This window comes from Bacillus sp. 2B09, assembly GCF_003946835.1.
GTDB classification, from domain to species: Bacteria; Bacillota; Bacilli; order Bacillales; family Bacillaceae; genus Bacillus; species Bacillus altitudinis.
Genome location: NZ_RPSG01000004.1, coordinates 1 through 14,485, shown reverse-complemented (window position 1 = coordinate 14,485; position 14,485 = coordinate 1). Strand labels below are relative to the sequence as shown.

17 protein-coding genes and 1 pseudogene are annotated in these 14,485 nt (G+C 37.8%); 12 read left to right on the top strand and 6 right to left on the bottom strand.

Annotation, left to right across the window (positions count from 1 at the left end):
* Window positions 1–14 precede the first annotated feature (14 nt).
* From EBQ12_RS09540 to EBQ12_RS09530, 3 genes are all read right to left on the bottom strand, one after another.
* On the bottom strand, window positions 15–515 hold the full coding sequence (locus EBQ12_RS09540; RefSeq protein ID WP_039167181.1) for a stage II sporulation protein M: 501 nt from the start codon (window positions 513–515) through the stop codon (window positions 15–17).
* Window position 516: 1 nt separating this feature from the next.
* Window positions 517–2,055, bottom strand: a complete 1,539-nt coding sequence (locus tag EBQ12_RS09535) for a hypothetical protein (protein WP_241215632.1) — start codon at window positions 2,053–2,055, stop codon at window positions 517–519.
* 299 nt (window positions 2,056–2,354) lie between these two features.
* Entirely contained in the window at window positions 2,355–2,681 is a 327-nt protein-coding gene (locus tag EBQ12_RS09530; RefSeq protein WP_017358050.1) for an uberolysin/carnocyclin family circular bacteriocin, read from the bottom strand.
* 286 nt (window positions 2,682–2,967) lie between these two features.
* Between EBQ12_RS09530 and EBQ12_RS09525 the strand changes: the two genes are divergently transcribed.
* The 12 genes from EBQ12_RS09525 to EBQ12_RS09470 all read left to right on the top strand — a co-directional run bounded on the left by EBQ12_RS09525 (window position 2,968) and on the right by EBQ12_RS09470 (window position 11,978).
* Window positions 2,968–3,570: a GNAT family N-acetyltransferase gene (locus EBQ12_RS09525; RefSeq protein ID WP_349773989.1), complete on the top strand. Its 603-nt coding sequence runs from the start codon at window positions 2,968–2,970 to the stop codon at window positions 3,568–3,570.
* Window positions 3,524–4,078, top strand: coding sequence for a delta-aminolevulinic acid dehydratase (locus EBQ12_RS09520; RefSeq protein ID WP_125589815.1), 555 nt, complete (start codon window positions 3,524–3,526; stop codon window positions 4,076–4,078). The genes EBQ12_RS09525 and EBQ12_RS09520 overlap by 47 nt, the downstream gene beginning before the upstream one ends.
* A gap of 154 nt (window positions 4,079–4,232) precedes the next feature.
* The gene (locus tag EBQ12_RS09515; protein WP_125589813.1) at window positions 4,233–5,645 is read left to right on the top strand and encodes a polysaccharide deacetylase family protein; all 1,413 of its coding nucleotides are present in this window, start codon (window positions 4,233–4,235) and stop codon (window positions 5,643–5,645) included.
* Between the two features lie 102 nt (window positions 5,646–5,747).
* The gene (locus tag EBQ12_RS09510; protein ID WP_125589811.1) at window positions 5,748–5,975 is read left to right on the top strand and encodes a hypothetical protein; all 228 of its coding nucleotides are present in this window, start codon (window positions 5,748–5,750) and stop codon (window positions 5,973–5,975) included.
* 227 nt (window positions 5,976–6,202) lie between these two features.
* Entirely contained in the window at window positions 6,203–6,631 is a 429-nt protein-coding gene (locus tag EBQ12_RS09505; RefSeq protein ID WP_125589809.1) for an NUDIX hydrolase, read from the top strand.
* A gap of 20 nt (window positions 6,632–6,651) precedes the next feature.
* Window positions 6,652–7,062, top strand: a complete 411-nt coding sequence (locus EBQ12_RS09500) for an Imm1 family immunity protein (RefSeq protein ID WP_125589807.1) — start codon at window positions 6,652–6,654, stop codon at window positions 7,060–7,062.
* A 30-nt stretch (window positions 7,063–7,092) separates the two neighbouring features.
* Window positions 7,093–7,365: a DUF3986 family protein gene (locus tag EBQ12_RS09495; protein WP_125589806.1), complete on the top strand. Its 273-nt coding sequence runs from the start codon at window positions 7,093–7,095 to the stop codon at window positions 7,363–7,365.
* Between the two features lie 258 nt (window positions 7,366–7,623).
* On the top strand, window positions 7,624–8,460 hold the full coding sequence (locus tag EBQ12_RS09490; protein WP_125589804.1) for a transketolase: 837 nt from the start codon (window positions 7,624–7,626) through the stop codon (window positions 8,458–8,460).
* Window positions 8,457–9,416, top strand: coding sequence for a transketolase family protein (locus EBQ12_RS09485; RefSeq protein ID WP_017358040.1), 960 nt, complete (start codon window positions 8,457–8,459; stop codon window positions 9,414–9,416). The genes EBQ12_RS09490 and EBQ12_RS09485 overlap by 4 nt, the downstream gene beginning before the upstream one ends.
* 16 nt (window positions 9,417–9,432) lie before the next feature.
* Window positions 9,433–10,191: an SDR family NAD(P)-dependent oxidoreductase gene (locus EBQ12_RS09480; protein ID WP_125589802.1), complete on the top strand. Its 759-nt coding sequence runs from the start codon at window positions 9,433–9,435 to the stop codon at window positions 10,189–10,191.
* Window positions 10,192–10,368: 177 nt separating this feature from the next.
* Complete coding sequence (locus tag EBQ12_RS09475; RefSeq protein WP_017358038.1) at window positions 10,369–11,709, top strand: MFS transporter; 1,341 nt, start codon at window positions 10,369–10,371, stop codon at window positions 11,707–11,709.
* Window positions 11,710–11,837: 128 nt separating this feature from the next.
* Entirely contained in the window at window positions 11,838–11,978 is a 141-nt protein-coding gene (locus EBQ12_RS09470; protein ID WP_017358037.1) for a GapA-binding peptide SR1P, read from the top strand.
* A gap of 110 nt (window positions 11,979–12,088) precedes the next feature.
* Here the strand turns inward: EBQ12_RS09470 and EBQ12_RS09465 are convergent, their stop codons facing one another.
* The 3 genes and pseudogenes from EBQ12_RS09465 to EBQ12_RS09455 form a co-directional block, all read right to left on the bottom strand.
* Complete coding sequence (locus EBQ12_RS09465) at window positions 12,089–12,790, bottom strand: FadR/GntR family transcriptional regulator (protein ID WP_008342522.1); 702 nt, start codon at window positions 12,788–12,790, stop codon at window positions 12,089–12,091.
* 224 nt (window positions 12,791–13,014) lie between these two features.
* Window positions 13,015–13,173, bottom strand: a pseudogene (locus EBQ12_RS19730) (RNA polymerase subunit sigma-70); the annotation flags it as partial.
* Window positions 13,174–13,200: 27 nt separating this feature from the next.
* Window positions 13,201–13,860, bottom strand: a complete 660-nt coding sequence (locus EBQ12_RS09455) for a hypothetical protein (protein ID WP_065460726.1) — start codon at window positions 13,858–13,860, stop codon at window positions 13,201–13,203.
* Window positions 13,861–14,485: the final 625 nt, after the last annotated feature.

Sequence of the window (14,485 nt, the reverse complement as noted above, 5' to 3'; positions counted from 1 at the left end):
CATTCTCCTTTCTTCTAAGATAGATGTACATGGCTGACATATTCCTCTAAAAGAGAGGCAATCAACAAGAGCACTACAGCGGCAAAGATTAACTGAATCACAGTCCGAGTCAGCTTTCTTACATCAATGGCCTTACCTTTCATAAACCGGTAAAGATAAATAAATGGAAAAGCACTGACGATTGAAAATAGGATCAAACCAAGAACCTCAACAAAAGCATGTGGCATGAGGCCAGTGAATAACTGCTGTACTTCATGCTGAGCTATCAAAAACTGAATGAGTTTTCCAATGATATAGCCATTATAAAAAAGAATGCCAGCAGACATAATGCCGCCAGTAAAAGCCCCGATACCTAGAATGGCAAGCCCAACCTGTAAATTGTTTGAAAAAATAGAGAGAAAAAACATGTCTTCATCCTTTTTTAAATAAGGAATCTGATCATAAGGAAGGAGACTTCCAATGAGCAAAGCTACAATAAATACACCGGCGTAAAGATAGCCGAGGCGTAGAATCAATCTATTCTCCGATAGAAAATATCTTATTTTTTTCAACATACTCAATTCCTTTATAAATGGTCTTGCGGCATAATATCCAGCAAATCACTGAAACGATCACAAAATATATAGCGAACAGCACGTTTACGAGCCCTGAGGATTGCTGCAATATAGGGAGAAAAGAGGTCAAAATCAAATAGTACATAAAAGGCAGAACAAGAAAGTTTCTTGCAAATGCCTGACCTTTATCGATGATCTCTAGTTCCTCATTTGTTGTCCCTATTTCATGCTCATGAATAAAATTGAATTTCGTTGTGAATGGAAACAAGTAAAGCTGAATCAAAGGAAAAATGAAAAAGCCAACCCCTAATACCACCAGTTGAATGAGCATCTGAACATGAAACAGTTGATACACAGTCATAATAGATAGATTAATGAATAGTAAAAAGAGCGCTGGTATGGAAAATAAACAATAAAATAACTGGATTTTTGATAAGAAAAATTGCAAAAGAGATATTTGAGAAAGCTCGTAAAGCCAAATGTTCTTTTTTTCAGCACTTAAAGCAAAAATAGAAGGTGTCAGCATTCTCATCTCATAAGATTGATTCGCTAGTATCATAATATTGAGTGTGAATAGCAGCTGAATTTGCAAGGCTTGATGATCGATGATCGAGATCAATCCGGTAAAAACACCAATATAAAAGAAGGCTTCATATGACATGAACATATAATTAAAAAATTCTTTAGATAAGAGCCACCTTTTTTCTTTCAGCAGCTTGATGTCTTTTTGGATCAACACATTTTGTCTAAACAGCGAACCCTGAATTTTATGCAGTACTTGAAAGTACCAATAAAATAAATCCCGAAAATGCTTTGAGCTTTGGTCTTGATCTTTTTCCGTTGGAATCCATCGAACAGGACTTCTCATGACAAGCGCACTACCTAATAGCACAACAATCAATGTAATAGGTGAATGGAACAGAGCTTGAAATTGTAGAAAAACAGAGCCATCTGAAAATAAAGCATGATGCATTTGCTGAAGATCATGTTGATATAAAGAGATCAGCTTGTTTGAAAGAGTGATCCAAAACGAATCCTCTGCAAGCGATGAGATCGATTGAAATAGTTGCCGGAAGGTGTGATAAAAAGGGAAAATGATGTTTAATATGAGAACCCTTCCGAAAAAGAAAAAAAGCAAAGCGATGCTTGCAAAAAAGAGGACACGAATAGCCCCGATTTTTTTCACGACGATGTTATAGATATAAGCACCGAATATCTTATTGCTGATGATAAATAGGAAGATACTTGTCAGCATCACATTGACATGTTTTAACCAGAATGCCAGATCGTGTGTTTGAACAATATCATATTGGAACAAAAAATAGATCAAATAAGTGCTCAAACTCGTAAACACAAGCCAAATCAATTCTGAAAACAGAAGCGTTTGAAAAAGTTGTCTAGAGGAAACAGGTGCTAGCTGTATCAATTCTTTAAAAGGAAGAAGATGAGTTCTTCTATAAGATTCAATTCCTTTGACGATAGAAAATAGAAATAAAAACATCACAAAAGCACTTTCCCATTCTATTTGATAGACGGGGGAGTAAAGAAATGAAGATATAACGAATACAATCATGCATCCGAATATGATATCAAGAATACAAGAAAAAAATATGTACTGTTTTGAAGAAAACGACTTGAGAAATGGAATTTTTCGTATAACGAACTGAGCGATATTAGAATACTGTTGCTCCAGTCTAATGGATAGAAGTAGTGATAATAATGGATATAACATCTTCTCACCTGCACAAAAATTTAAATAGAAGGAGAACAGAGTCTCCTTCTATTGAGTCGTTAAATAAATTACCAAGCGATAACGGCTTTACGGCCTTTTTTCTTAATTTCGTTTTTAAGGTATTGACGAATTGTCTCTTTACCAGCCGCAGCAATAAGAGAAAGACCGCCTGAACCTACAGCAGTTAAAATGGAGACAATTGTAGTGACAGCTCCACCCGCTTCAACCACATTAAGAACTACAGCGGCAACACTGCCTGGAATACCAAATTCTTTTGCTAGATCAGCAACTGGCAGTACTTGTAGCGAGAAGGAAAAAAGAGCTAGCATAAGGAATCCTACTGCTAAAGCACCAAAAAGAACATGTAGTTTGATTTCATTTCTTGTTTCTGTCATATCAAATTCCTTCCTTTTTTGTCTTTTTATTACTATTCTATCTTATGATATGTTTTTGTTCATATCAATCCTTTTTTTTCTTTTTTTATGAATTAGTTATAGGTTAATATAAAAAAAGTGAAAAGATAAGTGAGAAAAGAATCGTTTTGGATAGGAAATATCGAGTGAACATGATCAAAATGACCTTGTTTTCACAAAAACGAAAGAGAGCCTAAAAGTCTATAAGAAATGTGTTATATGTAAATGAACCAATATTCTTTGATCAAAATCTCTTTTCAAGATAAAATTGGAAGTATCAATTCATTCTGATGGAGGCGATTTTCTGAATATTCGATTGTTAACACCAGAAGATGCTCAAGAATATGCGAACTTGAGATTAGAAGCACTCCGATTAAATCCAGAGAGTTTTGCTATGAGTTACGAGGAAGAGAAGCTAGATACGAAGAATAAATATAAGGCTCGTTTTGCCTCTACACAATCTATGTGGACATTCGGTGCCTTTCATCAAGGTCAGCTGGTCGGCTCGGTTACACTCATACAAGAAACCTTGCAGAAATTAAAGCACCGTGCCAATGTGGCAGCGATGTATGTAAAGGCTAATGGCCGTGGAAAAGGAATTGGGAAAGCGCTCCTGACAAAAGTTCTTTCTTTTGCGCGCGAAAGAAAAGATATCGAACAACTGTATTTAACAGTGGTCACAACAAACGACTCAGCCAAACATCTTTACAAGTCTGTTGGATTTAAGTCGTATGTGGTAGAGGAAAAAGCACTAAAAATAAATGGTGCTTATGTAGATGAGGAAAAAATGGTGCTATGTTTATCATCGTTTGGAGGGGATATAAATGAGCCAGCCAGTCATGCGCATCACATTGGCAGCCGGACCAAATAGTGAGCTGGAATCCTTTGCGCTTCGTGCAGCACTTGAAAACTTTGGCGCAAAAGTCGATATGCATTGGATAGGCAGACCGAATGACCTGATTGATGTATTATCCGGGAGGAATAGAGGCGAGACGGATTTCATTCTTTTATCCTTTCACGGAGAAGAAGGAGCGTTTCTCATACCGGAGTTAGGAGAAGATGTATACGAAGAGGGTGAGCCGAGAGGTGCTGCTTTTGGTGCGGATGACATAAAGCGGTATGCTTCGTTAAATGGAGTCCACATTATATGTACAGGCTGTACACTAGGCGAAAAAAAGATGGCAGAAGCTTTTTTAGAAACAGGGGCGATATCCTATACAGCGCCCGATGACTACATTGATGGAAATGCGTCATTTATTTTTGTTCTCACCATGCTGTATGAGCTGGTGAATAACTCAAAAACAGTCAGAGCAGCTTTTGACCAGGCACGCTCTATTGATGAAGAAACAAAGTTATTCCAACTGTATATGCAAAAATAAGGGCTGAGCGATCAAGCCCTTTTTATATATCTCTCGTAAAATATGTCGAAAATGTGACAAATGTGTTTTTTGCAAACTAAAAAGGGGCTGCGAAAAGTCTATCCTACAAACACACGTCATCCAGACAGGACGGCATCACGAGAGGAGAATCATTGTGTCAACGAAAGGGAAGATCAGCCTCGTCCTATGTGGACTTGCAATCGTCATCGGTATCGCTTCGTTTTATCATAACCAGCAGGCAAGCGGGACAGAGAGGAAAAAAGTAGAACAAGATGCGAGCTACAAACAAGTTGAAATTGTCACACTTGTGAATGACGGGAAATTCATGAGATATGCTGTCAACTATCCGCTGTTTCATCAAGAAAAACTAGATCAGGAGATCAAAAGATTTGCAGAGACCGCGTTAGAAAAGTTTAAAACATCGTTTAGTCAAGCGAGTGATGCCAATGAAGAGAAACGATACGAACTAAACATCGATTATGAGATCATTCATTATGCCAAGCAAACAGTCGCAATCAAATTCAATACATATGAAGTGAAGGGCGGAAAGCAAGGCGTCAATCAAACGAAGGTGATGAACTTTGATTTCAAGAAACAGACATTTTTATCAATCAACGATATCTTTCTATCAAAGAAGGACAATCTTCAAAAATTATCTCATATGACTTTTGAGGAATTAAAAAAAGATCGAACGCTAGCTGAAAATCAGCCGCTGCTCAAACAGGGAACGTCTCCTGTGGCGAAGAACTATCAGTATTTTGCCATCAAGGATCGCTATATCGAATTCTACTTTCCAAGAGGACAAATCGCTCCAAATCATCAAGGCCCTCAAGTGTTAGCGATTAAGAAAACACTGCTGAAAGGAATATTAAAACCTGAATATATGAAGAAAGAAATGAACAAAAACGAGAAAAAAGAACCGATTCCAACAAGAAAGATTGTGAAACTGCCGAAAACATCCACATTTCATCCGAATCAAAAAGCCATTGCACTCACATTTGATGATGGGCCCAATCCATCAACGACCTCAAAAATTTTAACAGCATTAAAAGAGAACAAAGGACATGCCACATTTTTTGTATTAGGCAGCAGGGTTCAGTATTATCCCGATATGTTAAGTGAAATCAGAAAGGGTGGAAATGAAATTGGAAACCATTCCTATAACCACCCTTTGCTCACAAGACTCCCTTTAAAACAAGCGGTCAAACAAGTAGAAGACACGCAGCAAATCATTGAAAAAGCGAGCGGGTTCACACCGACTCATTTTAGACCACCATATGGCGGGACAAACGGGCAAATCAACGAAGCTCTTCACATGAAAGTGACCCTTTGGGATGTGGATCCTGAAGACTGGAAATATCGAAACAGCCAATACGTCGCGAACTACATTCTAACTCATGCATCTAGCGGTGAAACGATCTTAATGCACGACATCTATGACACCTCAGCCAACGCAGCCGTCACGATTATCAAAGAACTCACCAAACAGGGATATCAATTATTGACGGTGTCTGAGCTTGAGCAGTGGAAGGAAGCGCGTGAGAAGAGAAGTGAGTCGAATAGGTAATACCCCTTTTGGTGTGAATCTTAGCGGATTCGCATCTTTTTTTAGGCAGGTCATGAAAATAAAGGGAAAATCTGTTATGGTGAATATGAAGGGGGACTTCAAGTGGTATTGATAAGATTTTTAAGTCTCGTTATGCTGACAGTGGTTGGTTTGGCTTTTGTCATAAACAATGTACCTAGTTTGATGCTGCCCATCTATATACTTTCAATGATCGGGCTTATGTTCTGTCTCGGTCACATTGCGCTCCATTATCTACAGCGGATCAGATATTTGTTATACGATGAGAAACAATTGAAAGAGAATCAAATAAACAAACCTCCCGCTAAATGAAGGAGGTTTTTTACTTGTCGTTTTTCAATGATTTTCTCGTTTGACTCCTTGAATTGTCTCAAAAGAGAGACGATGTTCCTCGTAAATCTGATTTGGACAATCAGCAAGAGCATAATGATCTACGAGCTAAGCCCTCCAATCTTTCGTAACAAGGATACAGTATAATGAGAAAAGATTGATATGAACAGCTCGTTTTATATTTTCGACAATGGGTGAGGAGGATTCAGTTGAAGAGAGTAGACGTGGTGTCAGCTTTGATTTATGACATGGATGAACATATTCTCATGGTAAAGAATGTCAAAGGTTATTGGGAGTTTCCTGGTGGTGCAGTGGAAAAAGGAGAACATCTGCAGCAAGCTGTGATCCGTGAGGTGAGAGAAGAAACAGGATATGTGATCAAAGTAAATGAACTTCATTCTGTTAGAGAAATACTTTTTCAAGATAACATGCATCATGCACTTATTTTTACGTTTTTTGCGGAAATCATCGGGGGAGAGATGAATATTTTAGATCCTGATCATGATATTGAAGAAGTAAAATGGGTAAGCATCCAGGATGCCGAAAAATTAAATCCACAGTTATTCAGCATGCTAAAATTAAATAAACAGGCGCGTGCATTTTACACATTTGAAGGAAAGAGAACAAGGGATCAATAAATGAATAAGGAGAGAATGGAATGTTTTTGTATTATGGACCAACCGGTGCTCCAGTGGAAAATCCAGGAGAAGAATGGATGAAAGAAATCTTCTTCCATAAGGGTGAAGACTATTGGAAACAAGGGAATGGAGAATCTTCTATTGAAGTGGATGAAGATTGGGAAACGGAAAGTCTTGTTTTCTTTTATCATGAACCTTATGGCTTTTTTCTCATGAGATATCCAAATTTTTTGGTTCCTTTTAAAAAAGTAGAGAAGATAGAAACGATCAAGCATGTCGTTGCAGGCGCACCATTGTATGTACCTTCATGCAGCTACGTCGATCGACATCAAGCTTATGAAATCGTTCAACATTTTCTAAAAACAAAATCGATACCTGATAGTGTTGAATGGGTGGAGTTGAGGACGATTGAATTTCAGCAAGGTCTATAAAGTTTTACGGGGAACAAGAAGGAGAATAAAATGTGTCGTTTAGATGATACCATGCATGTACATGTTGGCTATTACGAACATGGTCTTGATGTTGAAGGGGTGTTTTTTAAGAGTTTAGAAACAGGAAAGTGGCAATTATTCTTTGACCATACATGGTATGGGATAACGCTTTTAAAGCATTATGAAAAATATGAAGATTTAGGGCTGTTGATTGGCGAGTATTCTATTGAAGATGACAAAATTGAAGGTGAAGGAAATCAGCTGTTTGAGCGTTTTTTAAAAGAAAACGGGGTAGTGAGATAAATACAGAATGTGAAACATCACTCAATGAAAATGACGAGTGATGTTTTTTTATGTTGGATACTGATTTTATAAAATTTTGCTCTATGTAATCTAAAGAACATCTAATACAAATCCGCATTGATTTTTTAAAAATTCAAAAAATAGATAGACAAATGCTTGCAAGAATTGTATAGTGTTCTCATAAATTACTTGTCATACAAGTGAACAAGTAACTAAGAATATAAGATTGGATTTCAAATAATAAAATGAGGTGATCCAGTGAAAGATGTAAGTTTGGCGAATTTAAAAGCAAAAGCGATTGAACTTAGACAAACGGCGATTACGATGATTTATGAAGCGCAATCGGGGCATCCTGGCGGCTCTTTATCAGCTGCTGATATCATCACGGCCCTTTATTTCAAAGAGATGAATATCGATCCCCAAAATCCTAACTGGGAAGATCGTGATCGTTTTGTTTTATCGAAAGGCCATGTTGCACCTATTCTATATGCTGCCTTAGCGCTAAAAGGTTATGTCCCTTTTGAAAACGTATACAAATTGAGACAGTACGGTTCACCGTTCCAAGGTCATCCTGATATGAAGAAATGCCCTGGAATTGATATTTCAACAGGTTCATTAGGCCAAGGACTTTCTTGTGGGGTTGGTATGGCGCTTGCGGGTAAACGGGATGAAAAAGATTATCGGGTATTTGCGATGGTAGGCGATGGCGAATGTCAAGAAGGACAAATTTGGGAAGCGGTTCAAACCGCAGTCAAATATCGTCTTGATAATTTAATTGTTTTTGTTGACAATAACCGTCTGCAAATTGATGGTTTCTGCGAGGAAATCATGCCGCTGCAAGACATAGAAATGAAGTTTGAAGTATTCGGGTTTGAAACAAAGCGAATTGACGGACATTCGATGGAAGAGATAGTCGAAACATTGAATCAAGTGAAAAACATGAAAAATGGAAAGCCGAAATGTATTGTAGCAGACACGATTAAAGGCAAAGGCGTTTCCTACATGGAAAATATCTGCTCATGGCACGGTGTTGCGCCAAATGAGAAAGAGTATGAACAAGCAATAGAAGAATTAGCAGGAGGTTTGAGATCATGAGCCAAACTGAAAAAGCGGTCATTAAGAAAAAAGCGACACGTGAAGCCTTCGGTGATGAAATTGTTAAGTTAGGAAAAGAGAATCAACATATTTACGTGATTGATATTGATATCGGAAAATCATGCAAAACAGGAGAATTCATAAAACAGCTTCCCAATCAGCATGTGAACGTTGGAATTGCCGAACAAAATGGTGCCGGGCTGGCAGCTGGTCTTGCGACAACTGGAAAAATTCCATTTGTAAGCACTTACGCAGTTTTTGGCTCGCTGCGCATGGCAGAGCAAATCCGCCAAGAAATATGCTATCCGAATTTGAATGTAAAGATTGCCTGCTCGCACGGAGGATTGACACCGGGAAATGACGGTGGAAGTCATCAAGCGATAGAAGATATGGGCGTTTTAAGAACATTTCCCAACATGACGGTCATCATGGGCTCTGATTACTATTCGACGAGAAAATTGATCAAAGAGGCAGCGAATACGTATGGCCCCATGTATTTGCGCTTTACCCGAGATGCTGTGCCGATGATTTATGATGAACATGAGGAGTTTGTGATTGGAAAAGCCAAAAAATTAAGGTCTGGCAAAGATATTGCGATCATTGCAAATGGTGATACAGTATACCTTGCTTTGGAAGCGGTTAAAAAACTAGAAGAACAAGGGATTGAAGCATCACTTTTAGATATGCATACGATCAAACCTCTAGATCGAGAGGCGGTTGTGGAGTGTCTTGATATTGGACGTATGATCACTGTAGAGGATCATAACATTTTGAACGGATTAGGCAGTGCTGTATGTGAAGTAGCAGCAGAAGAAGGTCGAGGAAAAGTCAAACGGATCGGAGTGCAAGACCGTTTTGGAGAATCTGCACCTTACGAAAAACTTTTAGAAATAAATGGAATAACAATCGAAAACATCATAAATACAGCAAAAGACATGCTGAACAATCACATTTGAAAGTAGGTTATTTACAATGTTTACATTAAACAATCAAGTAGCTATTGTAACAGGGAGCGGTTCTGAAAAAGGAATTGGCCGAACAATCGCTCTAACACTTGCTAAACAGGGTGCTGCTGTCGTGGTAGCAGATATCAATGAAGAAGGGATTCGCTTCACAGTAGAAGCCATTCAAAAAGCCGGAGGAAAAGCGTTAGGCGTAGTAGTAAATGTAACAAATAAGGAATCAATTGATCATATGGTGGCTGTAACGCTTGAGGCGTTTGGCCGCATTGACATATTGGTGAATAATGCAGGTATTTCTCAAAAAGTAACCGTTCAGAACATGACACTTGAAGATATGACAAGAGTCTTTAATGTAAATATGTTTGGTTTGTTTTTGTGTACACAAGCCGTGCTAGAACCAATGATCAAGCAGCAATATGGGCGTATTATCAACCTGTCTTCTGTATCGGCTAAAAGGGGAGGAGGCGTATTTGGAGGAGCACATTACTCAGCTTCCAAAGCAGCAGTATTAGGTTTTTCTAAAAACCTTGCCCGTGAAGTAGGGAAAGATGGTATCACAGTGAATTGTGTGGCACCAGGCCTTGTGAATACGGATATTTGGAAGTCACTTCCTATCGATGAAGCCGAAAAAGTAATTGATAATATACCACTTGGCCGACCAGGTGAAACGAAAGAAATCGCAGCTGCTATTACATTTTTGGCTACTAAAGAAGCATCCTACATTACAGGAGAAGAAATCGATATCAATGGTGGTTCACATATGGACTAGTAGAAAGAAATGGAGCAGGCACATGAACATGCCTGACTCTATTTTAAATAAAAAGGAAGTAGAGTCACAGTCAAAATGATTGATGAAATGATATTTTGTAAGCGCTTAATAAAAATATGTCATGCCATTTAGACATCTTCACGCAGTTGGACAAAGCAACTTGAAGGGGGAATCATGTTGAATCAACAAGCATTAGAAAAGTCGACGACTCGTAAAGTTACACTTCGCCTTATCCCATTTTTATCATTATGTTTTGTTATCGCTATTTTAGATCGTGTGAATATTGGATTTGCTGCTCTTCAAATGAATGAAGATTTGGGATTTTCAAATGCTGTATTTGGACTTGGGGCTGGAATATTCTTTTTAGGGTATTTTTTATTAGAAGTTCCGGGAAGTGCCATTATGGCAAAGATCGGTGCGAGTAAATGGATCAGCCGAATTATGGTGACATGGGCAATTATTGCGATTTTAATGGCTTTTGTTCAAGAACCATGGCAGTTTTATACAGCACGTTTCTTATTGGGTGCGGCAGAAGCTAGCTTTTATCCATGTATGGTGTTTTATTTGAGCGGTTTTTATCAAACCAAACATCATGCCAAAGCCATTGCTGGATTTATGCTGGCGATTCCGGGAGCGAATGCCCTAGGTGCACCACTTTCTACATTTCTATTAGGTGTTGATTGGCTGGATATGTCTGGATGGCAGTGGCTGTTTATTTTAGAAGCGATTCCAGCACTCATTCTTGGAGTAATTGCATTCTTTTATTTGGATGACAAACTTGAAGATGTAAAATGGCTGAATCAAGATGAAAAAGAGTGGCTGATTCATGTCACAACAAAAGAAAAGCTTGAGAAAGAACAGGTCAAGCGATATACATTCACTCAAGCTTTAAAAGATCGAGATGTACTCATTTTATCGGCAGGCTATTTCTGCTGGATGGTTGGGTTTTACGGCATCAATATGTTTTTGCCGACAATCTCTAAAGGATTATCTGACACCATTTCCTTAAGTACGCAGGGAATGGGCTGGCTGTTAGGTTTCATGTATACCGTCGCTATCATTGTAATGGTGCTGGTCGGGAATCATTCTGACAAGAAAAACGAGAGGCGATGGCATGTATCTGCCTGCTTAACTGTCAGTGCGATGGCCATGATCATTAGCAGTTATATAGCAAATTCCAGTGTGATCTTATCCTTTGTGTTTTTAACCATTGCCTTGTGCGGAGCCTTTGGTGCTTATTCTCCATTTTGGGCCATTCCCCCTTCTTTTCTAACAGGAGCAGCCGCCGGTGGAGCGATCGCACTAATCAACAGTATTGGCAATCTTGGCGGTTTCTTTGGGCCATATATAGTCGGGTACATTAAGGATGTCACAGGTTCTTTTCACATCAGTATGATTTTTTTAGGTGTTAGTATGATACTGGCTTCTTTTATTATTGTGTTTTTAGTTAAACAGTCAGGAAAAGCACTAGTTGTAAAAGCAAGTACAGAAAAATCCAGTATAGAAAAGTCTATTTAAACGAGGGTCATAAAAAAACTATGATGGAAGTAGTAAGGGGAAATATTGTGGTGATTTAGCTGTCAGGAGAAGTTCTGAAAGAAAACGAGACAATACATGAGGATAAAACGATTGGAGCTGAAATTTTCATGGAAAAAGAGACAAATGTACCACAAAATACGATCGTTTGCCGGGAATGTGGAGAAATCATTGACATCGCTTATGGCTCTGAAGGGGTTAAAGTCTTATACGGAATATGCGAAGGGTGCCGAGCATCGGAAAATAAATGAACTTAAAAAGACAAAGACGCATAACAGCAAGGCTTCTACTTGTTGTATGCGTCTTATTTTTCGATTAAATAAAAAGAAGCTTCTCATATCGTATTTGGAAGTGGAAGATCCTAGCTTTTCCAATATCGATCATATAGGTTTTGCATGTGGGCAGTCATACGTTTCACAGCTTCTGCTGCGTTCCGTTCTTCGAGTGCTTCTATAATCAGTTTATGCTCCTGAAAGTTGACCTCACGATAGTCAGAACGGGTAACGGTTCGATCACGTATAAACCTCCACATTTCCTGCTGCTTCATAGCGTTCGTAATGGAAGACATAAAGGTAATGAATAAATCATTATGTGACGCTTTTGCAATTCCCATATGTAGCTGCTCGTCAGTTGCCGGGACGTATACACCTGAATGTGTTTCTTCTTCCATTTTTTTGATGGTTTGTTTCAGTTCTAAAATATCTTCGTCAGTCGCTCTCAAAGCCGCAAAATGAATAATTAAAGGCTCGATATGCATTCTAGCTTCCACGATATCCTCAGGTGATGCCGATTTCATAGAGATGGACCCTTCATTGTGTATGGTCGTACTCTTAACGAAGACACCTTCTCCTTGACGTGAATAAATAATACCATTCATTTCTAGTGCACTGAGGGCTTGTCTAACAGGTGCGCGGCTGACACCAAATTGTTCGCATAATTCCCTTTCTGAAGGAAGTTTATCTCCTATTTGAAAAGAGCCTAACTGTATTTCAGAAAGGATCTGATTATAAATTTGTATGTATAATTTTTTATTGGAAACAGGATTGAATGTAATAGAAATCACCCCTCTTTATTTGTCATACAAGTATATTAATTATATACTTTTCAGATTTGAAGGGCAAAAAAATATACCGAAACCATTTTTAAAATTAAAAGATAATTCATAAATGGTAAGAGCCTAAACAAATAAAAACAGACCTTATAAGGCCTGTTCTGTTGCAAAATGTTTTCTATTAAAATTCCCTGCTCAATTCGCCTTCTCTTTCTTTAACTTCAAACCGGACCGGTCATGTAGAGCTGAATGGTATCAGTCACATCTTCATTTTCAGATGGTAAGAAGGCAATTAATGAAATTTCGTTTCCTTCTTTATCCTGACCGATGGGGTCATGCAGAGAGACGTCTTTTTTTGTTTTTTTAAGTGCGCGTAAATGCATCAGGATTTCATTATTAAAGTCAAAAGGGGGGTGCAGAATTTAAAAATCGAATTTAACTTTTGCCCCATCATGCAATAATTCAGGTTCGTCATTTAGATAGACATCACTTAAGTGAAGTGTGATTGAATTCAAATCCGAAACATCATCTACCAGTAAAGGAACTACAACCATACCTTCATTTTCGACTTTACCATACAAAGAACCAACACCTGTATCCGTAGTCAAATTAGTCTTATAGACTTCAATTTGTTTCTTTGTATTAGTGGTAATAATATCAACACCAGAAAACAAAACATCTTTATCGGAAGTGTTTTCAGTCGTATAAGTGATTTGTATTCTATGGTATTTATCTTTTTCAAAATTATTATAAGAAAGAAGCTCTTTATCTTGTTCACCTAAATTACTGTATTCAAATACTTTAACATCGTGTATTTTCATCTTAATAGGACTTAAATCTATTTCTTTTTGTTTGTTATTTATCTTTTTCAAAGTTAGTGTTGAACCATTTTTATCTTTATCCCATTGGCCAATTTCGGTTAGAAGTCCTGATGTTGGTTTATTCTCTTTTTGTGTTGATTCTTTTGAAGCCTCTTTACTCGTTTCTTCTTTTTTTGCCGGCTCAGTTGAGCTGTTAGTGTTACCACAAGCAGTTAGAACTGCCATAAAGCATAAGAATAAAATTAGTTTAGCTTTTTTCATTTGTCTACACCCTTTTATATACATATTTTAGTAATACAGGAAACATTATAATACAAAAAATGTTGAAGTGATGATTTTCGACAAAATTAGACGAAATAATTCATGACTTATAGCACGGGTTTAAAGTCACGAAACGTTCGGTGGTGAATTCGTATGTAACATTAAAAAGTGCTGATATTTCATTTGTGAAATTATTATAAGTCTGAATAGCTATTATTTTTCTAAACATAAAAGTTGAAATACAAAACTTATATGCAAACCGTTTGTCCTTCATTTTCCACAATTCTCTAAACAGTGGGGTGTAATCAGTTGATTTCCTTCATGTCTAAGTGCATGACCCAAAATTCATCACCAAAATCTTGCCATTGTTCTTGAGGGCTAAGGCGGCAGCTATTATCAAAAGAAATGCAGCGAGACAGTAGCTTAGTGCCGAAATAAAAAACAGACCTAATAAGGTCTGTCAGGCTGTCGAGAAAATCTCGACAGCTTTATTTTTTTCCTTAAATTTTCCACTATCCCATTTTATAATAGAGAAAAGCATACTAAAGGAAGGTGTTTTTCTCATGTTCCACACTAGAAATTCTTCTCAGCACGAAGCCGAATTTGTTTTGCTAGATCAATTGGT